At 64.4% G+C, this 23,779-nt stretch carries 20 protein-coding genes; 9 read left to right on the top strand and 11 right to left on the bottom strand.

Annotated elements, in window-relative coordinates; all coding sequences use genetic code 11:
• The 4 genes from VN856_RS03220 to VN856_RS03205 form a co-directional block, all read left to right on the top strand.
• On the top strand, positions 1–403 hold a 403-nt coding region (locus VN856_RS03220; RefSeq protein ID WP_325686090.1), incomplete at its 5' end, for an acyl-CoA dehydrogenase family protein.
• Complete coding sequence (locus tag VN856_RS03215) at positions 400–1,335, top strand: acyl-CoA dehydrogenase family protein (protein WP_325686088.1); 936 nt, start codon at positions 400–402, stop codon at positions 1,333–1,335. The genes VN856_RS03220 and VN856_RS03215, both read left to right, overlap by 4 nt.
• Positions 1,332–2,834 carry a class I adenylate-forming enzyme family protein gene (locus VN856_RS03210; RefSeq protein ID WP_325686086.1) on the top strand — a complete coding sequence of 501 codons (1,503 nt, stop codon included), beginning with the start codon at positions 1,332–1,334 and terminating at the stop codon, positions 2,832–2,834. Before VN856_RS03215 ends, VN856_RS03210 begins: the two co-directional genes overlap by 4 nt.
• 194 nt (positions 2,835–3,028) lie before the next feature.
• Complete coding sequence (locus VN856_RS03205; RefSeq protein WP_325686084.1) at positions 3,029–5,728, top strand: PecA family PE domain-processing aspartic protease; 2,700 nt, start codon at positions 3,029–3,031, stop codon at positions 5,726–5,728.
• Positions 5,729–5,747: 19 nt separating this feature from the next.
• Here VN856_RS03205 and VN856_RS03200 read toward each other — a convergent pair whose 3' ends face one another.
• Together VN856_RS03200 and pstS are read right to left on the bottom strand one after the other, a co-directional pair.
• Complete coding sequence (locus tag VN856_RS03200) at positions 5,748–6,113, bottom strand: DUF732 domain-containing protein (protein WP_325686082.1); 366 nt, start codon at positions 6,111–6,113, stop codon at positions 5,748–5,750.
• 62 nt (positions 6,114–6,175) lie between these two features.
• Positions 6,176–7,267 (bottom strand): phosphate ABC transporter substrate-binding protein PstS, encoded by a 1,092-nt coding sequence (pstS, locus tag VN856_RS03195; RefSeq protein WP_325686080.1) that lies wholly within the window; start codon positions 7,265–7,267, stop codon positions 6,176–6,178.
• A gap of 499 nt (positions 7,268–7,766) precedes the next feature.
• On the opposite strand from pstS, the gene VN856_RS03190 reads away from it, so the two are divergent.
• Both VN856_RS03190 and VN856_RS03185 read left to right on the top strand, forming a co-directional pair.
• Positions 7,767–9,287: an MFS transporter gene (locus VN856_RS03190; RefSeq protein WP_325686078.1), complete on the top strand. Its 1,521-nt coding sequence runs from the start codon at positions 7,767–7,769 to the stop codon at positions 9,285–9,287.
• Between the two features lie 72 nt (positions 9,288–9,359).
• The gene (locus tag VN856_RS03185) at positions 9,360–9,917 is read left to right on the top strand and encodes a hypothetical protein (RefSeq protein WP_325686076.1); all 558 of its coding nucleotides are present in this window, start codon (positions 9,360–9,362) and stop codon (positions 9,915–9,917) included.
• A 62-nt stretch (positions 9,918–9,979) separates the two neighbouring features.
• Here the strand turns inward: VN856_RS03185 and VN856_RS03180 are convergent, their stop codons facing one another.
• The 4 genes from VN856_RS03180 to VN856_RS03165 form a co-directional block, all read right to left on the bottom strand.
• Complete coding sequence (locus VN856_RS03180) at positions 9,980–11,320, bottom strand: adenylate/guanylate cyclase domain-containing protein (RefSeq protein WP_325686074.1); 1,341 nt, start codon at positions 11,318–11,320, stop codon at positions 9,980–9,982.
• Positions 11,321–11,449: 129 nt separating this feature from the next.
• Positions 11,450–12,121 (bottom strand): dienelactone hydrolase family protein, encoded by a 672-nt coding sequence (locus tag VN856_RS03175; protein ID WP_325686072.1) that lies wholly within the window; start codon positions 12,119–12,121, stop codon positions 11,450–11,452.
• Between the two features lie 190 nt (positions 12,122–12,311).
• Positions 12,312–14,339, bottom strand: coding sequence for an alkaline phosphatase family protein (locus VN856_RS03170; RefSeq protein ID WP_325686070.1), 2,028 nt, complete (start codon positions 14,337–14,339; stop codon positions 12,312–12,314).
• A 231-nt stretch (positions 14,340–14,570) separates the two neighbouring features.
• Complete coding sequence (locus tag VN856_RS03165; protein ID WP_325686068.1) at positions 14,571–15,413, bottom strand: class I SAM-dependent methyltransferase; 843 nt, start codon at positions 15,411–15,413, stop codon at positions 14,571–14,573.
• 215 nt (positions 15,414–15,628) lie between these two features.
• On the opposite strand from VN856_RS03165, the gene VN856_RS03160 reads away from it, so the two are divergent.
• Positions 15,629–16,672 carry a hotdog fold thioesterase gene (locus tag VN856_RS03160; RefSeq protein ID WP_325686066.1) on the top strand — a complete coding sequence of 348 codons (1,044 nt, stop codon included), beginning with the start codon at positions 15,629–15,631 and terminating at the stop codon, positions 16,670–16,672.
• A 79-nt stretch (positions 16,673–16,751) separates the two neighbouring features.
• Positions 16,752–17,945 carry an amidohydrolase family protein gene (locus VN856_RS03155; RefSeq protein ID WP_325686064.1) on the top strand — a complete coding sequence of 398 codons (1,194 nt, stop codon included), beginning with the start codon at positions 16,752–16,754 and terminating at the stop codon, positions 17,943–17,945.
• A 22-nt stretch (positions 17,946–17,967) separates the two neighbouring features.
• Here VN856_RS03155 and VN856_RS03150 read toward each other — a convergent pair whose 3' ends face one another.
• From VN856_RS03150 to VN856_RS03140, 3 genes are read right to left on the bottom strand one after another with little or no spacing between them, the layout of a single operon-like run.
• A complete protein-coding gene (locus tag VN856_RS03150) occupies positions 17,968–18,327 on the bottom strand; it encodes a thiocyanate hydrolase (protein WP_325686062.1) in 360 nt (119 codons plus the stop codon).
• Positions 18,328–18,341: 14 nt separating this feature from the next.
• Positions 18,342–19,052, bottom strand: coding sequence for a thiocyanate hydrolase subunit gamma (gene scnC / locus VN856_RS03145; RefSeq protein ID WP_325686060.1), 711 nt, complete (start codon positions 19,050–19,052; stop codon positions 18,342–18,344).
• Positions 19,049–19,888 carry an SH3-like domain-containing protein gene (locus VN856_RS03140; RefSeq protein WP_325686058.1) on the bottom strand — a complete coding sequence of 280 codons (840 nt, stop codon included), beginning with the start codon at positions 19,886–19,888 and terminating at the stop codon, positions 19,049–19,051. Before VN856_RS03140 ends, scnC begins: the two co-directional genes overlap by 4 nt.
• 142 nt (positions 19,889–20,030) lie before the next feature.
• On the opposite strand from VN856_RS03140, the gene VN856_RS03135 reads away from it, so the two are divergent.
• On the top strand, positions 20,031–20,885 hold the full coding sequence (locus VN856_RS03135) for an enoyl-CoA hydratase-related protein (RefSeq protein WP_325686056.1): 855 nt from the start codon (positions 20,031–20,033) through the stop codon (positions 20,883–20,885).
• Between the two features lie 53 nt (positions 20,886–20,938).
• Here VN856_RS03135 and VN856_RS03130 read toward each other — a convergent pair whose 3' ends face one another.
• Together VN856_RS03130 and VN856_RS03125 are read right to left on the bottom strand one after the other, a co-directional pair.
• Complete coding sequence (locus VN856_RS03130; protein WP_325686054.1) at positions 20,939–22,636, bottom strand: FAD-binding protein; 1,698 nt, start codon at positions 22,634–22,636, stop codon at positions 20,939–20,941.
• Positions 22,633–23,779: aromatic ring-hydroxylating dioxygenase subunit alpha (locus VN856_RS03125; RefSeq protein ID WP_325686051.1), on the bottom strand; the 1,147-nt coding region annotated here is incomplete at its 5' end. The genes VN856_RS03130 and VN856_RS03125, both read right to left, overlap by 4 nt.

Raw genomic sequence — 23,779 nt, 5'->3', positions numbered from 1 at the left:
CCGCTACGCCCGGTGCGAGTCATTGCTCGACCGGATGCAAACCGAACTCGGTGACGATTGGGATCAGTTGCCCGAGTCCATCCGCACGCGCTGGGTGCGGGCATTGATCGACCTTCGAATCGCGCGGCTGCTGGCCTATCGCGCGGTGTCATTGCAGGACGACCCGTCAGCCGGAGCCGCGGCCAGCGCCGCACGCATCGCGACCACCACCTGCGACCAGCAAGTGGCCGAGCTGCTGTTCGACGTGCTCGGGCCGACGGCGCTGGACAGCGGCACGTCGGCGGCGCTGCATGGTGCTGTCGAAGACCACTGGCGCTACGCCCAGGCGGCCACGGTCGCGTCCGGAACCATCGAAGTGCAGCGGATGCTCGTCGCGCGGGAAACCTTGGGAGCTCACGGATGAAAACCGCTCTGCCAGAAGATATTGCCGAGTTCTCCGCTGTCGCCACAAAACGGCTCGTCCGGTTCGGCGGACCCCAGGCCGCGCTGCAGGCCGAAACCGACGACCGGCTCCGCCAGGACGCCCGGACCGCATTGTCGGACCTCGGCGCGTTCGACCTCGACGTGCGATCCTCTTCCGACGATCGGCTGGCCGCCGCCGTGCTCTGCCAGGCTGCCGGCGCAACCGCCCTCCCCTATCCGCTCGTCGAGGAGCTCATGGCGATCGACGGTGCCCGACTCGCCTTGGTGAATCCCGAAGCACCCCGGATCGATCACGGCGACTTGGCCGGCGACTGGATCGCCGCCGACCTCGATGGCACGCGCTACCAAGTGCAGCCGTCATCACGCACTGCCGCCAAGCTCGGACCCTTTCTGGTTCCGGCCACGGTGGGTCCGCCCGACGGGACGGTGCCGGCCGCCGACGTCGATCTGCATCTGACGCTGGGATCCTGGCGGATCGTCGGCGCAGTGCAGCAGTGCCTTGAAATCACTCGACAGCACGTAGTCGCGCGGATGCAGTTCGGCAAGCCGCTGGCGGATTTCCAGGCGGTCCGGTTCACGGTCGCCGACGCCGCTGTCGCGTCACGCGGTCTTCATGAACTCGCCAAGTACACCATCAGCCGATTCGAATCTGTTCCGGCGCAGGTGCGTTCGGCTGACGCACTGATCCTCCGTCTCAAGGCCGGCGAGACCGCACGACTAGTCCTGCGCGCCGCGCACCAGTTACTGGGAGCGCTGGGCTTCTGCGACGAGTCCGACGTCAGCGTGCTCGACCGGCACACCCAGCCGCTGATCCGGCTGCCAGTCAGCACCGAGGTGCTCGCGATGCGGCTGCTGCCCGGTATCCGCGACGGGGGGTTCGAGACGCTGTTTTCTGGACCGGTATCGGCGTGAGCACCGAGCCCGTCGCTGCTGAAAAGGCCTCCCAACCGCTCGACGAAGGAATTCCGTTCGGCGTCAAACTTCAGCAGCTCGCCGAACAGCGTTGTGACGATATTGCGCTGACCGTCATCGCGCGTGACGGTACGGGGCGCTCGATGACCTTCGCGGAATTGGACCGCCGAGCCAACCAGTGGGGACGGGCCCTGAAAGCCGGCGGCGCTGAGATCGGTTCGCTTGTCGCACTGGCGATTCCCAACTCCGAGCACCTGGTGCTGGCGGTGCTGGGTTGTTGGAAGATCGGCGCTGTCCCGGTTCCGATGCGCTGGGATCTGCCCGACTGGGAGCGGTCCCGGGTGCTCGAGGTGATCGACCCGGCGGTCACCGTCGACGAACAGACGCTGTCGACATTCACTTCACGCGCCGGCGACCAGGCCGGCGACCCGTTGCCGGCGGTCGTATCCCCCAACGCGAACGGGATTTGCAGCAGCGGATCGACCGGCCTGCCGAAGGTCATTCTCACGCTGGCGCAAGGTATCTGGACGCCGGAGTCGTCGTTCCCATTTCTGGCCGCCTGGTCGCCGACGCCCCAGCCGCAGACCATCCTGGTGCCCGCTCCGATGTATCACACCAACGGCTTCTCACCGATGACCTATCTGTTGGGCGGCGACCGATTGGTGGTGCTCGAAAAGTTCGATGCGGCAACCTTTATCGACGTGATCGAACGCTACCGCGTCACCAACTTCACGGCCACACCGACCATGCTCGCCCGCATCGCGGCCCTTCCCGACATACGCCGGCGGGACCTATCCAGCGTCGCGTGGATCTTGCAGGGCGCCGCGGTAATGCCACATACGCTGCTACGTACCTGGTTCGACCTGCTCAGCCCGGAACAGGTCGTGATGGCTTACGGGATGACCGAGGGCCTGGGCATCACCGCATTACGCGGTGACGAGTGGCTGGCGCACGTTGGCAGCGTCGGCCGCGGTTTCCGGGACACCGAAGTGCGCATCCTGGACCCGCAGGGCGAGCCGGTGAGTCCCGGTGAGCTTGGCGAGATTTATCTGCGCTCACCGATGAGCGCCGGATACCGCTATCTGGGCGGCGCGCCGCTGCTGCCGTCGACACCCGACGGATTCCGCACAGCAGGCGATATCGGCCACGTCGACGCCGACGGCTATCTCTACATCGCGGATCGCCGAAGCGACATGATCGTCACCGGCGGTGCCAATGTCTTTCCCGCCGAGGTGGAATGCGCGCTGGCCGAACACGACGGCATCGCCGATGTGGTGGTCATCGGGCTGTCCGACCGCGAGTGGGGCCGTCGGGTACACGCGGTGGTTCAACTGGCCGACAGCACACAGTCGCTGACCGAGCGGGATGTCATCGTCTTCGCGAAGACCCGGCTGGCCGCGTACAAGGTGCCGAAGACCGTCGAATTCGTCGACCAGATCCCGCGAACGGCCGCGACCAAGGTCAACCGTTCAGCGATGGTCGAGGCCCGCGGCGGCTGAATCGCTTGGCGCGGGCGCCGGGCATCTTGGCAAGTATCCGACGTTTTTGCGGATACGCACGCCCGAGGGCTATCTCGCGGCTACCTTACAAATGCTTAAGGGAAATCTCAGGTTCTTTCAGGATCAGAATGGCTCAATGCCCACGCAAGCGGGAAATTCGGCCGCGCCAGGTTAAGGCGCGCCGGCATCGTCGCGTGGCCGGTCTGGCGACGGCTGCCGGCGCGTTTCTGGGCGCGGCGATGACTCCGCTGGCCAGCGCGCCGGTTGCCCATGCCGACGGGTTTGACGTAGTCATCGACCCAATCGTCAACTCCATCGCTAATTCACTTACGAGTCTGTTGGAGCCGTTGGCCGGCCTTGATTCCGTGTCAGCTGCGGATCCCTTGGTCAATCTGGGTATCGGCAGCCTTGTTGCGAGTTCTGCGGATTCGGCATTGCCGGCGGCGTCCGATCCGTCTCCTGCTGCTAGTTCGTTCGACGCGATGCTCCAGACGCTCGCGCAAGAGTGGATCACCAGCCAATCCGGCGCGGCGTACGACGCTCAGCTCAATACGTTGTGGCACGACATTGGTGGCAGCGGCATCCTGATCGGCAACGGCGCTAACGGAACGCCGGACTCAACGTTGGCAGCGGCCAATGGCGAGGCCGGCGGGCTGTGGTTCGGCAACGGCGGCAACGGCGCCACTGATGCGCTGGGCCAGGGCGGTAGCGGCGGGGCCGCCGGTCTGATCGGTGACGGCGGCGACGGTGGGGACGGCGCCGATGGCGGCAGCGGCGGGAACGGCGGGAATGCCGACCTGATCGGCGACGGCGGCAACGGCGGGGACGGCGGCAATGGCGCCGACGGCGCGGCCGGCAGCACCGGTGCGACCGGAACAGCCACCAGCCCCGCGGGCGGTGTCGGCGGCAACGGCGCGACCGGTGAAAACGGTGGAGCCGGCGGCAACGGCGGCAACGGCGGGTCGATGTTCGGTAACGCCGGCAACGGCGGAAACGGCGCCAACGGCGGCAATGGCGGTGCAGGAGCAGAGGGAGGCGCAGCCTACAACGTCAGCACGGGCTCCGGTGGCAGCGGCGGTGACGGTGGGAATGGCGGCGGCGGCGGCCAAGGCGGTAGCGGCGGCATGGCCGCTAGCGGCACCGGCGGCAATGGCGGCAGTGCCGGCTCCGGCGGAAACGGAGGCAGCGGCGGAGGCCCTGGCCAAGGGAGCAACAACTTACACACCGGTGTCTCCTTTGGCAGCGGCGGCAACGGCGGTGCCGGCGGCATTGGCGGCTCCGCCGGAGATGGCGGCAACGGCGCGGCAGGCGACAACCCCGGTTTTGCCGGCGGCGATGGTGGGGCCGGTGGCCAAGGGGGCCAAGGTGGCGCCGCGGCCCAATCTGACGGCAACACAGGCTATTACGGGTTCAACGGCAGCGGCGGCGCCGGCGGTGATGGCGGCGTCGGGGGCAACGGCGGCAATGGCGGCAACAGCATCGACAGCATCGGCGGCAAGGGTGCCGACGGCGGCGACGGCGGGGCGGCCGGCGCGGGCGGTGCGCCCGGCAACGGCTACCACGACGGGCCTGGCATCGACGGGCCAACGGTCGTCGGCACCGGCGGCGCCGGCGGGGATGGCGGTGCCGCGGGCTCCGGCGGCAACGGCGGGCAGGGATTCAGCGCCGGCACCGGCGGTGACGGCGGCCAGGGCGGCATCGGCGGGAACGGCGGCGGCGGCACCGACGGCTACATCCAAGGCATGAATGGCGGGAATGGCGGGAATGGCGGCACCGGCGGCGCCGCCGGCAACGGAAGCACCGTCGGCAACGCCGGCCCGGGGGGCAACGGCGGGAACGCCGGCGACGGCGGCACCGCCGCTTACGTTGGGTCCGACGCCTATGGCGGCGCCGGCGGAAACGGTGGCGACGGCGGAAACGCGGGCGCTGCCGGCGCCACGGGCACCACCGCCAATGGCGGCGACGGCGGAAACGGCGGCACGGGTGGCAGCGGTGGCCCCGTCGGGACGCCCGGCATCAACGGCGACGGCGGCGCCGGTGGCACCCCTGGTGGCACCGACGGCACCCCCAGTTTGGCGAACGCAACCATCCCGTTGACGATGAACAATCTTCATCAACCGCTGATCTACATCTCGGTAAACGGCGGACCGCTGGAGCCCGTCATAGTTGACACCGGATCCACTGGACTTGTTATCGAACCCCAGTACGTCCCAACGCAAGACCTTGGCAGCGAAGTCTATGGGGGCTCCGCCGGTTACAGCGGCGGGCTGACGTACTCCTACGAAACGTATGACACCACAGTGAGTTTCGGAGATGGCATCGTCACCTCGCCGACGGCCGTAGACCTCGTCACTACCGGATCGACGCCGGCCTTCGAGAACTATTTTGCTTCTAGCGGCGCCGTCGGCGTTTTGGGCATTGGGCCGGACAACGGGTTCCCGGGCACCAGCACTGTGATAGCGGCACTGCCGGGCACCCTGGATCAAGGTGCGCTCATCAACGAACCCCAGGGAGTGCTGGAACTCGGTCCCAACCCATTGCCAAGCACCATCTCGCTGGCCGGAGCACCGACTACCGCCCTGGACGTAAAGATCGGTGACGGACCTCTCGAACACGTTGCCGTCGCAATCGATTCCGGTGGCGTGTATGGCTTCATCCCGTCATCGGTGCTCGACACCGGTCAGACCTCGGGGATCGTGCCGGCGGGAATAACCATCTCGGTGTACACCGGTAACGGAGAGACGCTCTTGTACTCGTACACGACGACCCAAACGGACGGGCCATTTGTTACGTCCGGAAGTGCAGTGAATTCCGGGTACACGCCCTTCTACCTGGGGCCGGTATACATCGCCGAGAGCCCCAGCGGTTACGGGACGACGATCTTTGATTCGTGACCTACCGGCGTCGGGCTGATCACATCAGCGGGAGGCCGGGGTAGAGATAGCGCGTCGAATTGTCGGCGTTTCCAGCGTTTTGCGGGCAGTAGGCGGAGATGGCAGCGCCGATGAAGTAGCCGGACTGCTTCATCGAAAGGTCCGTATCCTTCATCAACTTCATTGCGAGAAGGCTGGTTTTGGCGCGCTGATCGAGTCCGGCGCACACGGTGTGGGCCATGGCAATTGCGGCGTTGTCATCCGGAAGGACGATCCCGCCCTTGGCGAGGGCATCAACGAACGCGCCGTCATTCGGGTCCGCTAACGCCGGGGCCGCCGACGACAGCGCCGCGACAAAGAGCAGGACGGCACACGGTATCGATCGTTTGGTGCCATCGAAGGCCATACGTGATGCTAGCCGAGATCGAGACGTTTCTCGTCGCGGCCGAAACAGCCGTTGCCGACGTCTCAGCTGATGCTGTTGACGGCGGCGGCAACCCTGGTCTGGAAGTCGGCCGGCAACGGGATGTAGCCGAGCGGGGTGAGGCCTTGCTGCCCCGTGGTGACGGTCGATTGCATGAACGCCTTCACCGCTGTACCCACCTGAGCGTCAGGGTATTTCGAGCAGACGAGTTCGTAGCTGGCCAGCAGGATCGGGTAGGCGCCCGGCGCAGTGGTGGCGTAGACCTTGGACAAGTCGAGAACAAGGTCGTTGCCCTGACCTTTGATCGTGACGTCCGAGATGGTCTTGCCGACCCAGTCGTTGCCGATGCCGACGACGCCGCCGGCGGTCTTGATCCCGGCCACATCGAGGTGCTGCTTCATCGCGTACGACCACTCGTTGTAGCTGATCGCGCCCTCGGTGTTCTTGACGGCTTCCGACGTGCCCTCGTTGCCTTGGGCGGAGGTTCCAACGCCTCCGTTGAAGGTCTTGCCGGCGCCCTTGGTCCAGGCGCCGCCAGATGCGGCCTGCAGGTACTGCTGGAAGTTGTCGCTGGTTCCGGATGCGTCGCTGCGGTAGATGACGTGGATGTCCTCGGCGGGCATGTTTCCGTTCAGCGCGGTGATGGCCGGGTCGTCCCAACGCGTGATGGCGCCGCTGAAGATCTTGGCCAGCGTGGGTGCGTCGAAGTTGACCACATCTGTCGTCTTGACGTTGAAGGTGATCGCGATCGGGCCGAAGACGGCCGGCAGGTTCCAGGCGTCGTTGCCGCCGCAGCGCTGTTTGGCGCCCGCGTACTCGTCACCGCTCAGCGGTGAGTCGGAGCCGCCGAAGTCCGTCTTTGCGCCGAGGAAGTCCGAGACGCCGGCGCCCGAGCCGGTGGCAGCGTAGTTCAGTTGCTTGCCCGAGCAGGACTCCTCGTAGCTCGTGATGAAGTGGCTCATCGCGTTGGCTTGAGCGGTCGAACCGCTACCGGTCAGGTCTTGTTTGCCCCCGCAGTCGACCTTGACGCCCTTGGCGTACTTCGGCGGAGTGTCGAAACCCGTACACGCCGAGAGCGCCAGACTGCCCGCGACGAGCAGGCCGGCGGCGGCCATAAATCCCTTGTGCTGCTTCATGTTTGCCTCCTCGAAAAACAACCTGTCAGCCGCACATCGGCCACCCGTTCGCCGGGCCGGAAATGCCACGTCGTGCGCGCCTCAGCGCCGCGCGTCGCTTCGAGCACGTCCGCGAGCATTAAACGTCACCAATATCGACATCGAATCAATCCGGAAGCAAACAACAGATGAAGCCATTGCGGGTCCGAAGAGTTTGCCGCCCGCGACGCCGCCTGCACTCCCCAGGATTGCGTATTTCGGCAGGCTCAATGGTCTGAATATGGCCCTGATTTGGGCAAACGGCAACCAAGCCGCCGCCCTGCACCGCCGACTTCCTTGGAAGTTCAGCACAGTTTGCCGAATTCATCCGGGTGTTAGCGCCCGTTAAGTTGTCTGACTTAGCGTCTGCGGGGTTGACGCTGGTCAGCGTGGGTCACGCATGCCAGCCAAACCGCGCTGCGTCGCCGCTCTGCGGCGTCGGGCAGGCGAAGTCGATGGCGACGACTCTGAGAGAGGTGACATGACCGACACGCTCGACCAAAAACAGGCACCGAAGGTCAACGGAAAGACGGTTCAGGAGTACATCGACGAGTTGCCCCAGTGGCCCGACGGCACGGCGCTGAAGTCAATGCCGATGACCGCGATGCAGTTCCGGATCTGGGCGCTGGCCTGCGCGGGCAAGTTCTTCGAAGGCATGGTCGTGTTCATGACCGGCGTTGCCCTGCCGCTGATCTCGATCCAATTCCACCTGAACGCAGCCGAGAAAGGCATGGTGACCGCGTCCTCATTGGCGGGCATCCTGGTCGGTGCGACGGCCCTCGGTGGCTTGGCGGACAGCTACGGCCGCAAGAAGATGTTCATCATCGAGATGATCATCTTCGCCGTGTTCTTGGTGGGCCTGACTCTCGCCCCCAACTTCATCACCCTGGTCATCTGTCTGTTCGGGGCCGGTATCGCGCTGGGCTGCGACTACCCCACCGCGCACATGGTGATCTCGGAGAGCATCGCTACGTCGATGCGAGGCCGACTGGTGCTGAGCGCCTTCGCATTCCAGGCCATCGGAGCGTTCTTCGGCACGGCGCTGGGCTTCGGCATCCTGTATGCGAACCCGAACCTGGGCGCCTGGCGGATGATGTATGCGGCGGCGATCGTGCCGGCGATCCTGGTCGTCATCGGGCGCTTGTACGTCACGGAGAGCCCGCACTGGCTGGTGGCGAAGGGCCGGACCGCGGACGGCGAGAAGGCCACCACCCAACTGCTCAAGCGCACTCCGCAGTACCCCAAGAGCGTGTCACTAGGACACTTGGCCGACGAGGCCAAGGCCAAGGCCGCCGAAGGTCACGGGTCCTACCTGTCGCTGTTCAAGAAGAAGAACCGTCGCGCGACGATCCTGGCCTCGGTTCCGTGGTTCCTGCAGGACCTGGGTGTCTACGGCATCGGCATCTTCACGCCGACGATCCTGGGCGCCGTCATCGGCAAGGAGTCGAAGTCGCACGGGCTGTCTGACACCATCCACAACGACATCCTGGGCGCCAAGGGCTCGGCCATGATGGACGTGCTGTTCGTCTTGGGCGTCATCGTCGCGATCCTTCTGGTGGACAAAGTCGGACGGATCAAATTGCAGATCTGGGGCTTCATCGGCTGCGCCGTTGGCCTGCTGCTCTCCGGGCTGTCCATCCGCCCCGACGGCAGCAACGTGATGTGGTTGCTGTTCCTCGGCTTCACGCTGTTCTACTTCATGGTCAACTTCGGCCCGAACGCCATGACGTATCTGCTTGCCGGCGAAGTCTTCCCGACCGAGGTGCGGGGCAAGGGCGCCGGCTTCGCCGCGTCCTTCGCCAAGGTCGGCGCGGTGTTGACGGCGTTCCTGTTCCCCATCCTGCTCAAGTCCATAGGCACCACCGCGCTGCTCTGGGGCCTGGTGGTGTGCTTCCTCGCTGGAGCGATCGTGACGTACTTGTTCCGGATCGAGACCGCGGGCGTGAATCTGGAGGACGTCGGCAAGGACGTCGGCGCGGAAGAACCGGCGACAGCCAAGTAACAGCGCGGTCCCGCTACGGCACCTGGGTCGTCGTAGCGGGGACGCGGCCGCTGTGGCGGATACTCATCAGTCATGAGCGAGTATGGCGATCGCTTGCTGTCGGATGACCAAATCGCGGCGATGTCACCGGCGCAACGCAGGGACTTGATTCAGCGACTGGAACGACCGCTCGACGAGGTGTTTTCACCAGCCGTCGCACGACGGATGCGGCACACTCGGTTGACCCTGATGGTGGGCGGCACCATCGCGTTGATCCCGTGGATGATCTACCTCGCCTTCACCCTGCCGGACAAATACGTCGCCCATAACTGGCCCGCGACGTGGATCGGCTTCGACTGTGTGCTCGTCACGTCCATGATCGCTACCGCGGTGCTGGGCTGGCTGCGTCGAGAGGTGGTCATACTTCCGGGATTCACCACCGGAGTTCTGCTGATCTGCGACGCCTGGTTCGACATCATGACCGCCGGGCCGGGCCAAGTCTGGATATCGGTGTTGACTGCGGCCCTCATCAACATTCCACTCGCGGTGATCATGATCACCGGAGCAATCCGGATCGTGCGGCTGACTGCGACGCGCCTATGGTTTATCGACCCCGCGACGCCGGCGTGGCGCCTACCGTTGCTGCCATAACAAGACAACTGACAGGCGTCTAACCTCAAATGCCTTTGCCGCCTTCACCGGGTGCACAAGAGTTAGACGACGGCGAAAAGGCGCCACTCGCCGGGCACGCCTTTGAGTTGGTGCGTGCCGCGCTCCTCGAACTCAAGCCCCGACCCGATCACAAGGTCGCGCAGCGTGCTGGACACCAGCACGTCGTTCGCCCCGGCCATCGCGCTCACCCGCGCACCGATGTGCACAGCGATACCGCCGATGTCATCGCCGCGAATCTCGCACTCGCCGGTGTGCAACCCGGCGCGCACCTGGATGCCCAACGCCTGCACCGCGTCGCGGATCGCCATCGCGCAGCGGATCGCTCGCTGAGGGCCGTCGAACATCGCGAGGAAGCCGTCTCCGGAGGTGTTCACCTCGCGGCCCCGAAAGCGAGCGAGCTGCGACCGCACGACGGCATCGTGTGCGTCAAGGAGCGCATGCCAGTCACGGTCGCCCATTTCGGCGGCGCGGCGGGTTGAGTCCACGATGTCGGTGAACAACACCGTGGCGAGAACCCGATCGTCGGCCACTTCAGCCTGGCTACCGGTGAGGAACTTTGAGATCTCCTGAAACGACTGACGCCACGGTTCCACAAAGTGATACAGGTTGCGCCCCGGCACCTCAACATACTTTGCGCCTGGTATCTGATCGGCGACGTACCTGCCTCGCTCGGAGGGGATCAGAGCATTGTTGCTGTGTTGGATCACGACAGTGGGTACACGGACGGTCGGAAGCACCGCCCGCACGTTCACTTCCGACACCAGCGGCATCATGAGGGCAACTGTCCCCGGGCTCGCCGCCAGGCGTTCCATCCGTGCCCACGATGCCCGGATCTCCTCATTCCACGGCATGTCCGGATTCAAGAGATGCTGGAACTCCCCCGTGCCCCACATGCCGACGAAGGGAGCGAAGCCGATGACCGCGCCGTGCCCGGCCATTGCTTGCTCGGAGTGGGGTCCATCAGGGCGTTCAATCGTCGGATACGCGCTGCCCTCGAGCACGATCAGCGCGGCTGTGCGGGACGGATGTGTCGCGGCGAACAGCGCCCCCGTCTCAAATGCCCCGGCGACCGCAAGGATGACCGCCTCGCGACTCCCGAGATCGTCCAGTACAGCGGTGATGCTGTCGGCCCATTGCTCCAAGGTCGGCAGCGCGCCTGGCGTGACGGGATCGGACGATCCCGTACCCGGCTGGTCCAAAAAGATGAGTCGACCGAGCGATGTCATCGCCTCAACCCAGCCTTGAAGGGACGGCAGCTCCGGAAGATGCTCGCAGCAAGTGAACCCATTGGTGACGAACACGATGTCGCGGGGTCCTTCACGCGACGCGCGGTAGGCGACGCGCAAGTCCCCGTTCAGCGCGTAGCGCGTCTCCGAGAACATTGCGGAAGTGTAAGCCGAAGAACGGGTCGAATTTCGGTGTCGGGCAATGAGCCGATCAGAGAGTAATTCGGCCAATCGCTACCACCGCTGAGTGAAACTACTTGCGGCGCTTGCGGGCTGGTAACCACATCATGAAAGAGTTGCCGCAAGGAATGCGGTTGCTTGTGCCCAAGAGAGCCTGTCGAGGAATGGATCGTAGGCAGTGCCTGGCACCCCCTCCCGCTCGATGTCCGGAAAGGTGAAGGCATGAAGGCCTCGGCCGTACACCGTCACCTGCCAGTCGGCCCCGGCGGCGCTCATCTCTTCTTGGAACGCAGCCACCTCCTTCGCCGGTACGTACGGGTCCATTGCGCCGCTGATGGTTAGCAACTTCGCGCACACAGTGCCGGGCTGCGCTGGTTTGGCCGTTGTCAGCATGCCGTGGAAGCTGACGACCGAACTCAGTCGAGCGCCAGTGCGTGCGAGTTCCAACGCGCACTGCCCGCCGAAGCAATATCCGATTGCCGAGATGCGTGTTGCGTCCACCTCAGGCAGCGCACGGAGGGCATCAAGCCCCGACGCCGCTCGCGAGCGCAGCAGATCAGGGTCTTGTTGGAGCGCAAGGAATAGTGGGCCGCACTCCTCTTTACTCATCGGTTCGGGGCCAACACCGTACATATCGGTTGCGAGCGCGACGTAGCCAAGTGCCGCCAGATCCTGTGCACGGCTGCGAACCAGGTCGTCCAGGCCCAGGGCGGAATGCATCACAAGCACACCCGGGCGCGACCCGTTCCCAGATGACCTCGCGATCTGGCCGGTCATCGTCGCCCCGGCTTGGTCAAGGTACTCGAACTCTTGTATGCGCGGCCGCAAAGTCAACAACTCCTTCAAGTAGGTCATCACTACCAGAACGCCTCCGAGACGCCTGGGTAGCTTTGCTTCGCGTCTCACAGATGACTCTTACGTCGAGTCAGAGTGTCATTCGCCCAGTCGCACTATTTCCAAAGAGCGCTCATGGGTTGGATCTCCAGAACGCATTCATGGGTGTGGCGTACATGTCGTTGGCAGTGAGCGGGGCCAAGGGGTCCGGCGTATTCGGCAACGCGTTGCCACGCAGGGCGTCTTCAATCGTGGCCATCAGGCTGTACTCGTTGGCGTAAGCGTCGGTGGTGAAGGGGCCGGATTCCATCCCAGATGCCTCGGCGCCCGCGTTCGGGATGATGATCATCGGAACGTTGTTGCCGTCGTTGCCGAAGCCCAGCGACAGGTTGTTGTTGTCCTCGTCGAACGTGATGATGATCGCGTCCCTTTCCCCATCGGCATTCCACGTTGGCGAGTTTTCAATGGCGGACACCTCTTGCTGAAGGAACTGGTCGCCGGCCTCGACGTTGTACTGATGGTCGGTGAACTGGCTGTAAAGGAATTGGCCGATGCCCTGGAGACTATCGATCGGGCCTTCCATGTTGTGGTCCTCATCGGCAGCGATCCACGTGAATTCCGGGAAGCTGCTTGGATTCTGGAGATCGGTGGACAACTGCGTCAACGGGAGCAGGTGCTCCTGCAGGTAGGCGGGGGTGTTATCGAAGACGTAGTTGAATTGGGCGAAGAGTAGTTCGTCGACGGCGTAGTTACCCGACGACACTAGGTCACCCGGGGTGGGCATGCTCTGCGCGTAGCCGGCCCACGAGATGTGCGCCAGATCCATTTCTTGCATGAGGCTGTTCGCGTCGATGACGTTCCCGGCGGGGTTGTAGTCGAGGCCGAAGTCGGATCCGCCCATGGGCCGGATGTAGTTGGGGTCGCTGGGGTGGCCCAAGGCGAAGTAGTTGCTGTCGTAATCTTCCGTGTTGATCAGGCTGTTGAGGTACGGCGCGTTGGGGCTGCCGACGATGTCGTCGACGCCCTTGTTCTCCATGTAGATCAGGAACACGTGATCCAGCTGGCCGACGTTTGACGTCGGTGCGGTGAGCGGCGCCGCGGTGAGGCTTGGATCGCCGACGGTGAACGACTCGTTATCGGCGTAGGCGCCGTTGTAGTTGCCGAGGAACGTGTCGTTGTCGGTGAAGGTCGTGGTCACCTGCGCGGAGGTGGTGCCATCCGGGACCATCCCCGAGATGTCGCGTTCCTCAAACCCGGTGAAACCCAGGCGATCCCATATCGTGACCGGGTTGAGCGAATCGGTGCCCAGGACGTCCCCATGGGCGTCGAGGAAGGTGACCTGCACTGAGGCGTCGGACGGGTCCCAGCCTTGGCCGCCGAGATCTGCACTCAGCGTGAACGGCGTTCCGGCTGCGCCGGTGAGGTCGACGGTTTGGCTGATGCTGGACGTGGCCACGGGCCCGCCGCCGGCGAAATTGTCACCGGCGCCCGAGAGAGGGGTCTGTGGGAAGTCGAAGAACTTTGGCAGCGGAGACCCGAAGGCGAACGGATAGCCGCCCTGGGTGCCGTATTGGATCACGGTCGGGGTGCCGCTCTCCGTCCAGCCCGGAATGGTCACCCCGCTGAATCCCGACCCGGACGGGTCAGCCGTTTCGAAGCCGGGATTGACCAGCAAGTTCTCGCTCATCGGCTGCGCATCAGCGCCGACGTCACCGAAGATCAACCCGCCACCTTGACCATCTGCGCCGTTACAGATCAACCCACACGCAGTGCTGGTGGGATCGGCCAAGTTGAACCAACTATTGATCAAGGTGTCGAACTGCTGACCAAAGCTGCTGTTGATCCAATCCTGTTCAAGCCCTTGCAAGGCATCCGCCGGGCTGGCCGTGGCCGCCGCCTCGGTGGCACCCAAGCTCAGAGTGCCCAGCTCGGGAACCGCCGCCGCACCGGCCGCCACATCACCCAGCGAACTCGTGATGGAATTGATGATCGGGTCAAGAATCGCGTCAAATGCATCGGCCTTGGCCGTCGGCGCAGTAGCCAACGGCGTGATGCCCAACGCCAATATCGCACCAACACCGCTACTCAAACCGACTACCCGACGACGGGCCTTCGCGCTGCGCGACCGACGATTGCGCTTTGTGTCCTGATGATCAGCCATGGGTCCGACCTCGTTGTAGTCCCCCGCCAAAATCTTCTATTAGCAAAGAGGTGTCGTTCGGACGCGGACGGTCTGGACCGCCCATCACCATGACGCCATCTCAGGTTTCGTTAAGGTACTCCTCAGGTGGCGGCTGTGGACGCGAAAAAGCAAAAGTTTCTACACACTCTGGACGCCTCAGGTGGACCCGCACCACCCGGCCACGGCGAAGACGCCATTCGACGGGGACGCTCAGTGGACTCCGCTGCCGACCAAACTCAGTCCGGGTAAGTCGAATGACCCAGTGTCAGTGCGGAATTGCTCAAGTGCCTCTGCGGCCCTAGCCCGGATGGTGCTGCGCACATCGGCGAGCTGCCCGGCGAGCAGCGGTCCGACTGGTCCAGCCAGTGACGGCACGACACCCCACCATTCATCGAACGACCCGGCGTTCATGGGCGTTGCGACCTCCCGGACGTTGACGCGACCAAAGCCGGCGGCGCCCAGCAATTCCTCGAGCTTGCCGTTCTCCGACAACGAGAACGGGCCCGGCATACTTGGCGGCGGCACCGGAATTCCGAGAGTCTCGGTGATCGCGTCCAAGAGGATGCTCAGCCACGGGTTGCGGTCCCGCGGGCCCCACACCGAGAACACGACGCGCCCGCGAGGGACCAGTACGCGGTGCGCCTCCTGTAATGCGGCTGCCGGGTCCGGCACCAACATCAGGCCTTCTCGGCACAGCACCACGTCGAACGACGCGTCGGGAAAGTCGATCTGCTCCATGTCGATCTGCGCGGTGCGGACGTTCGCGAGCTTCCGGGCGTGTGCTCGTTCCGCGGCGATCACTGTCATCTCGGGTGCGATGTCGGAAAGCACCGCCGCGCCGCCCGGCCCGACCAGGTCGGCCGCACCTAGGCCCACGCCACCGGGACCGCATGCCAGTTCCAGGATTCGTTGGTCGGGCCGCAAAGCCGCTGCGTCCAGCATCGCTTCTGCGACCTCCGCGCCTCGGTCGTCGACGAAATCGGCATGCCGCCCCCAGGCGGGCGCCGCTGAGGACCAGATGCCCTGCAGTGCCTGACGCAACGGATCGCTCATGCTCGCAACTCCCACGAGGGCCCCGCAACGCGTCCCCGGGGGTCAGGCGGCTCCATTGCCGAATCGTCACACACTGCAGTAGCGCCAGTCAGCAAATCGTGGACGCCCGATGGCCGCCCGCGCCGACAACGAACCACCGCCGTCCTAACTTTCCCTTGGCAACGCGCGGTAACCTCATTCTCACAGCGCATTACGCGTGCGATTGAGGAGGCGCCATGGCCGCAGGCATCGAAGGCGAAGAGGCCGAACCGACGACCCGGGACGCCCGGTTCATCAAGACCGCGGTCGAGATCCTGCGCGAGACCGGGCGCACCGATTTCACCGTGCAAGAAGTGGTGGCCCGCTCCAAGACGTCACTGCGGGCCTTCTATCAACACTTCAGCAGCAAGGATGAACTGCTCATTGCATTGCTGGAACGGACAATGGCGCAGTCGACACAGGTCTGGCGTGCCGAGACGACCGGGCTGGACAGCACCGCCGCGATCAAGCTGATCATCGACCGGATCAGCGCGGAACCCGAGTCGAGCACGCAGGACAGCCTGAACCGGGCGATGAATCTCTACAACCAACACCTCGCCGAAACCAGGCCGCGCGACTACGCCCGGGTGATCTCCCCACTCCACGACCTGCTCCGCGATGTCATTCAGCGCGGCATCTCCGAAGGCGTCTTCCGGGCCAACCTCGACGTCGGACCCGCAGCGGCGATCATCATGCAGACCATCTTGGGTGCCCTCCGATTGCATTGGCTGGGAGCCGAATTGACCGGTTCGCCGATCGACGCGGCCCACCTCTACGACTTCTCCATCCGCGCACTCGGCAACGACGACGCGGTGCAAGTGGCGCCGCCGACACTCGCCGAGCTGTTCGACCAGATCGGGATGCGGCCCGGCACCTACAACGGCGAGTTCGCGATGACGATCCCGGTGAGCCCGCAGGTGGTGAATACGTCCGGCGCCCTGCAGGGCGGTCTGATCGCCACCCTCATTGACGTCGCGGGCGGACACTTCGGGGTGCAGCACCTGCAAGAGGGCACCACGATGACCACCGCCGACATGAACATCCGCTACCTGCGTCCGATCCGGCAGGGCATGGCATACGCCGTGCCCCGGATGCTGCGCAATGGGCGGCGCGCGATGGTCATGCAGGTCGACGTCCTCAGCGATGGTGACGGCGAAGAGACCCTGCTCGCCTCGGCGACCGTGAACTTCGCCGTGATCAACGGCGCAACCCCGAAACTGCCCCACCGCCCGCCGGCCTGACCTGCCGATTACATCTCGCCAAGCCGAGGTGGTAACGTCATTACCACCTCGTGAGAATCCAGACTTCAAGGAGATCGCCATGCCGTCACGCGAGCTTTCCTTCCCGGTGTTCGATGCCGACAACCACATGTACGAACCGCAGGAAGCGCTGACCAAGTACCTCCCGGACAACCGCAAGCGGGTCATCGACTATGTGGAGGTGCGCGGCCGCACCAAGATCGTGGTTCGCGGGCACATCAGCGAATACATCCCGAACCCGACCTTCGAGGTCGTCGCCAAGCCGGGTGCGCAGGAGGACTATTTCCGCAACGGCGCGCAGGGCAAGACTTACCGCGAGATCCTGGGCGAGCCGATGAAGGCGATCCCCGCGTTCCGTGAGCCGGGTGCCCGCCTCGAGGTGATGAACGAACTCGGCATCGACTACGCGCTGATGTTCCCGACCCTGGCCAGCCTGGTCGAAGAGCGCATGAAGGACGACCCGGAGATGACCCACGACGTCATCCACGCGCTCAACGAGTGGATGCACGAGCAGTGGTCGTTCAACTACCAGGACCGCATCTTCGCCACCCCGGTGATCACCCTGCCGATCGTCGACCGCGCGCTCGAAGAGCTCGAGTGGTGTCTGGAGCGCGGCGCCCGTACCGTGCTGGTCCGCCCGGCACCGGTTCCCGGCTTCAAGGGCAGCCGGTCATTCGGCCTCGAGGAGTTCGACCCGTTCTGGCAGGCCTGCATCAAAGCCGACATCCCGGTCTCGATGCACGCCTCGGACAGCGGCTACTCGGAGTTCGCCAACGTGTGGGAGCCCGGCGACGAGTTCTTGCCGTTCAAGCCGACCGCCTTCCGCAGCTTCGCGATGGGACACCGGCCGATCCTGGATGCGATGGGTGCGCTGGTGTGCCACGGCGCACTGTCACGCAACCCCGAGCTGCGGATCCTGTCGATCGAGAACGGTGCCGACTGGGTGCCGGACCTGTTCAAGGGCCTCAAGGGCGTCTACAAGAAGATGCCGCAGGCCTTCCTCGAGGACCCGGTGGAGGCGTTCAAGCGGTGCGTCTACATCACCCCGTTCTGGGAGGACCGGTTCACCGAGATCGTCAACATGGTCGGCACCGACCGCGTGCTGTTCGGCTCCGACTGGCCGCACCCCGAGGGCCTCAAGGACCCGATCACCTTCGTCGACGAGCTCAGCGACTTCGGCGAAGAGGACGTCGCCAAGATCATGGGCGGCAACCTGATGAAACTGATGAAGGTCGCCAAGCCGGTCTCGGCCTGATTCGCCGGTCGCTGCCGCAGCGTCAGGCTTCGAGCCTGGCGCGCACGGCGGCGAGCCGGTCTGCCAGCTCGGTTTCGTCGATGAGCCCGCGGCGCACCAGTGTGTGCGCCAACGCCACCAATCGGTTCTCCGGGTAAGGCAAGTCGGAGTAGACGGTTGCCGTGAGCGCGTCTTCTTCACTGCGCTGTTCGACGCCGGGCAGCGCTGCGCCTCGGCTGTTTTGGTCAAGCGCGTCGCAGATCCCGTCAAGGCTCGTTTTCCAGGGTGGGAGCGGGTTGTCGACGCCGTACTTTGCCGCCATACGGCCCCAGACCTGGTTTCTCTCAATAATTTCCGTCAGCGGAGCGATCGGTTCCCCCTCGTATTCCTCCGGTGCGCTCATCGGTCCGTCGCCACTCACGAGTCCGCGGGATGGACAGCGGGGCGGGTCTCGGTCACCGCGTTGGACGTCACGCCAACCTTCGGCAGGGCGACACCGATCAGGCAGTCGCGCGTGATGATCTCGACCAGCTGATCCTCAGTCCAGTCTTCAGTTCCCTCGGGTCGCACCGGCATCACCATGAAGCGGTGCTTCTGGTTCGAGTCCTCTACTCGGACCTCAACGTCTTCCGATAGATACAACCCGAACTCCGCTAGAACCTGGCGCGGCCAGCGGACGATGCGACGCCGGAAGTTGGGCGTGCGGTACCACTCTGGCGAGTTGCCCAGGATCGGACGCGGATAGCAGGAGCAAAGCGTGCACACGATCACGTGGTGCAGGGTCGGCGTGTCTTCGAGCACATGGAAAGCGGTGAAATCACTGGGTGTCCCGAAGCCGGTGGGTTGCAGCCAGTCGACGCCGACTTCTTTGCTGGCGGCCATGGGATCAGTCAGGACCAGTTTCTTGAACTCGGGGTCGATCCAGGCCCGCGCGACCAGATGCGCGGCCGGGGTTGGTCCGATCTGTTCCGCGAATTCGGTGAAGTGACGATGATCCTCAGCGGTGAAAATGCCCTTTTCTATGCATAGTTCGCGAAGCGCGATCTCGAGAACTTCGAAGTCGGTGATCTCGTCCACCATGGGCGCGGCCGTACGGTCGTGGTCGTGGCCATGGTCGTCGGTGGTCATGCTGCCGCCTCGAGCCACCGCTCTGGGATTTCGGTCTGCAAGGTGTCCTTGCCGGGGCCGGTGTAGTTGTGCCACAAGTCAGACAGATTGAACCGCACAATGTAGAACCACTCGGGTTTCTGGTCCGGCCCATCCCATGTCTCATCCTCGGCGGCCGGGCTTTCGTAAGAGACCACCGCGATCTCGCCTGTCGCGCCGCGCACGTACTCCTGAGTGCGCGTGTAGAGCAGCACCGGAAGCTCTCGCACCACGACTTTGTCGCCGACGTTGAACTTCGGGGGGTCTGCCTGTCCGGCAAACACTTGCGGATCACCTTTGCCGACCGCGTGGGTGTGGTGCCGGTTGCGTTTTACCGTGGCGGGGTCGCCTTCGAATCTGGGTTTCGCCTCCAAGGATTTTCCGCGGAGGCCGCCGGCGAACCGCGCTTTGACTTCTGTCATGCGCTCGGCTAACTCACTAAGGCCGATGTGATGCTTTTCCGCGAGGACCCGTACGACGGCCAGTAGCCACCGCCCGTAGTACGGCAGGCCGAGGTAGATGGTTCGGCCCAGGTCGACGTTGCCCATCCGGCGTCGTTCCTCGGACAACCAGATCCCACGCCAACCCAGTACCTCGCACATGACGTAGGTGTTTTCTTCCCACATCTCGTACTGTTTGTTCTCGAATTCGATCGGCGCGTCCGGCTCGCCACCGACGTCATGCGGGGTCTTGGTGTAGGCGGCAAATCGGTGGTGATCAATCAGATCCGGCGTCGGCGCGTCCGGAAGTTCGGGATAGGAAGATTGGAGCCGCGCAACCAGTTCCAGTTGCTCCACCCGATCCGACGGGGTCGTCATCGGCATTCCGTTCGTCGTCACGATCTGGATCGATTGCCGTACATCGGTGTCCAGCGTTCTGAATACACTTCACTCCTAGAGCGAGCATCGCGCAACCGTCAATCGAATTCGAATCTAGCGGCGTCCAGGTAACGTCAGCCAGATGGAGCGGCGCACCCTGGAAGCGGTTATCTACGAACGTGAACCGCCGATCGCGCGGATCATCCTGAACCGGGCCGACAAGGCCAACACCAAGGATGCGACGTTGGTGCAGGAGGTCGACGCCTGCCTGCACGAAGCCGACCGTGATCGCGACATCAAAGTCGTGATCCTCAAGGCCAACGGCAAAGGTTTCTGCGGCGGGCACGTGGCCCGCTGGGGTCCCGACGAGAATCCGTATCCCGATTTCGGGGACACGTTCGAGGATCTCTACAAAGGCACCGCCGATCTGTTCCTGTGGCCGACGTTGTATCTGTGGGAATTTCCGAAGCCGACGATTTCGCAGATTCACGGCTACTGCATGGGTGGTGGGATCTATCTGGGCCTGCTGACCGACTTCTGCGTGGCATCCGAGGATGCGTATTTTCAGATGCCGCTGGCGCAGAGTCTCGGTGAACCGGGTGGGCACACCATGATCGAGCCGTGGCTGCTGATGAATTGGCATCGCACCATGGATTGGTTGCTGTTGGCGCCGACGCTATCGGCGGCCGAAGCGCTGGAGTGGGGGCTGCTCAACAAGGTGGTGCCACGCGACGATCTCGAGGACACCGTCGAGGAGATGGCTCGCAAGATCGCCCAGATCCCGTTGACCACATCGATGGCGGTCAAGAACAGCGTGAAGCGCGCGTACGAGTTGATGGGTATGCGGGTGCACCTGCAAGTCAGCCACATCCTGACCAACATGGTCGGCGCTGCTTCCGACGTCCAAGAACGTCGAGCTCAACTGATGCAATCAGGTTTGAAGCCAAGGGATTTCGTCGGCCGCGACGAAACCTCGGACGACGACCCTCGAAAGTGAAGCTATAGTCACGCTGGATGCCGACCGTGAAAGTGGTGTCACGCTCGCGAGTTTCAGCGGCTCTTCTCGCCGGCGAGTTTGCGCCCAGCCGCATGCCGAGCGGCGACGTAACCGAACACCATCGTGCTGGCGATGCTGGCACCGGCGCCCGGGTAGGTGCGGCCCATCACCGTCGCGGTGTTGTTGCCGGTGGCGTACAGGCCCTCGATCACGTGATCCTTCTCGTCGAGCACCTGCGCGTACTCGTTGGTGATCACGCCGCCACAGGTTCCGACATCGGCGGGCAAGACCCTGGTGGCGTAGAACGGCGCGCGGTCCAGCGGGCCGACGGCAGCGTTGGGCCGATACCCGGGATCGCCGAGGCAGTCGTTGTAAGCGGACTGCCCGCGGCCGAAGTCGGGGTCGAGGCCTTTGGCCGCAAACTCGTTGAAGCGGTGCACTGTTCGCACCAATTCGTTGGCGGGAAGGTCGGTTTGGCGGGCCAGGCCCTCGATGGTGTCGGCGCGTTTGACCGCGCCCGAGTCGATCAACTCGGCCGGCAACTGCTGGTTGCGCTTCAGCGGGTTGGCACTGGTCACGTAGCGGCGGACGTACCCCTCGTCGAAGACCATCCAGCACGGCACCGCCTTGTTGGCGTACATCGCCTTGCCGACCTCCACATAGGAGTTCGACTCGTTACAAAATCTCCTGCCCGTCGAGTCCACATAGATGGCGCCGGGCCGCTGCCGGCCGGAGCCCAGCGACGCCGCGATGACCCGGTCGGGGAGGAAAACCGAAGGTAACCACCATGCTTCGTCGAGCAGGTCGACTTTGGCGCCGAGTTCCATTGCGGCCTGTAGCACTTCACCGGTGTCACCGGCATTGGCGATCGACCACTTGGCGTCATTGGGTTGGTCGCCGCTGTACTTCTGCCGCATCTCGGCGTTGTGCCCGAATCCGCCGGCCGCCAACAGGACTCCCCTACGCGCTTCGACATTGAGCGGCGTGCCGTCGTGGATGATGCGGGCGCCCACCACGCGACCGTCTTCGACGATGAGGTCGGCAAACGCGGCGTTGATCCACAGTGGCGGGGTGCCGTCGCTGATATCCATTAGCGCCTTGAGCATCTGCCCGATCAGCGACGCGCCGTTGGTCAGGATCTGGCGTCGACGAGCCCTGGCCGCGGCAGTGCGTAGGAACACCTTGGTAGCCACCGCGAAAGCCTTTGGCGCACGGTTGAAATACTGCACAGAGCGGAGCTCGTTGGTAAGCACGGTATAGCCGTAGTTCTTAGCCAGCGGGGGCTGCACCTTGTCGTGCCATGGGCCGAGCTCGGCAGCGTCGAACGGAATGCCCTCGACGGCCCGGCCGGCTGCGTTGCCGCCCTTGTGGTTCGGGTAGTAGTCACTCCATCCGTCGCAGCGAATCAGCTTGACGCCGCGCCGAATGAGGAAGTCGATCATCTCGTAGCCCGCGGTCAGAAACATCTCGCGGCGCTCGGGCGACGACGCCGCGCCGATGTCGCCGACGACGTCGGCAAGGTAGGCCAGGCCGTCGTCGTGCGAATCCGCGATGCCGTCGGCCCGCATCAGCGGGTTGTTGGGCAGCCAGACGATGCCACCGGACAATCCCGTCGAACCGCCCACCAGGGCTTGCTTTTCCACGATCAGCGGCTCGAGACCGCAGTCGAGCGCGGCCAGCCCCGCTACCATGCCGCCGCCGCCGCTGCCGGCGATCACCAGGTCAACTGAACGGTCCCAGTGCGTGGTCATCGCGCCTCCGAGGTGAAACCGAGATCGGCGATCGGTACATCGATGGTGGTGTTGGTCTTCTGAATCGCGGGCACCAGCGCGTCGTACGGGAGGCCGGCGAGAAAGCCGTCGACAACCCGCTCGAAGTTAGAGATCAACCCTTCGATCTGATCTGACAATCGCATGTACTCAAAGCCCTTGGAATGCAATCCTTTTTGCTGCCGGGGCAGGTTGGAGAAGTCCTGAGCCGGGATCGGCGGCCAGCGTGGATCGTCCGGCGCCAACGGTTCCGGTGGTGTCGGCTTTCCACTGGACATGTCGCCCGGCATCCGGGTCAGCGACCAGATCTCGAACAGGGTTTCCTCGGGGCCGAGCGGGCGGATCCGGTACGAGGAGGCGCTGCTATAGGTGGGCAGGATGAAGTGGTGTGGGAAGGCGAAGCCGATTGCATCGGTAATCCCGCGGCGGACGAGGTCGTTCAGGTCGGGCATGTGGCTTCCCCGCGCCCGATGCCAGGCCACCACCGCGTCGTTGAGCGCGCCGCGCCAACCGGCCAGCGCCTCAGCCGGATCGGACGGCAACGTGATGGTCTGCATACCCTCGGCGATGCGGATGTCGTTCTCATGGGTCATGCCACCCATGCCGTCGCCGAGCGTGCGCATGAAGTACAGACTGCTTGCGACGACGGGGTGTACCGCTTCCGACGCAGCGCCGGTCTGCGCCGACGGCAGCAACTGCGGGTGCGTCTGCGGGACGTGGTAGCCCTCCATGAACGCGGCCGTCGCCAGCTTCCAGTTCACCGGCAGTCGGCAGGATTGCCACCATTCGACGCGCAGCGATTCGACTTTCCAGGCGTCGTAGATCGATGCGAAGGGTTCCATCCACTCGCGTAGCGGCGGGGCGTTGTCGTCGAGGTTGATCCACACGCATCCGCCCCAGAGCTCGCATTTGACCGAGACGAGCTGCAGATCGTCAGCGGACATGTTCTCCTCGGCGAAGGCCTCGGGTCGCAATACGAACGTGTTGCGACCGTCGATCCCCCAGCACCAGCCGTGGAACGGGCAAACGAAGGTCCGGCGGTTTCCGTTGCCCTCGACCAGCTTTACTCCGCGGTGGCGGCAGGCGTTGTGATAGGCCCGCACGGTGTCGGCATCGAGTCGCACG

Source organism: Mycobacterium sp. (genome assembly GCF_035603715.1).
Taxonomy (GTDB): domain Bacteria; phylum Actinomycetota; class Actinomycetes; order Mycobacteriales; family Mycobacteriaceae; genus Mycobacterium.
This window is presented reverse-complemented; position numbering and strand designations above follow the sequence as displayed.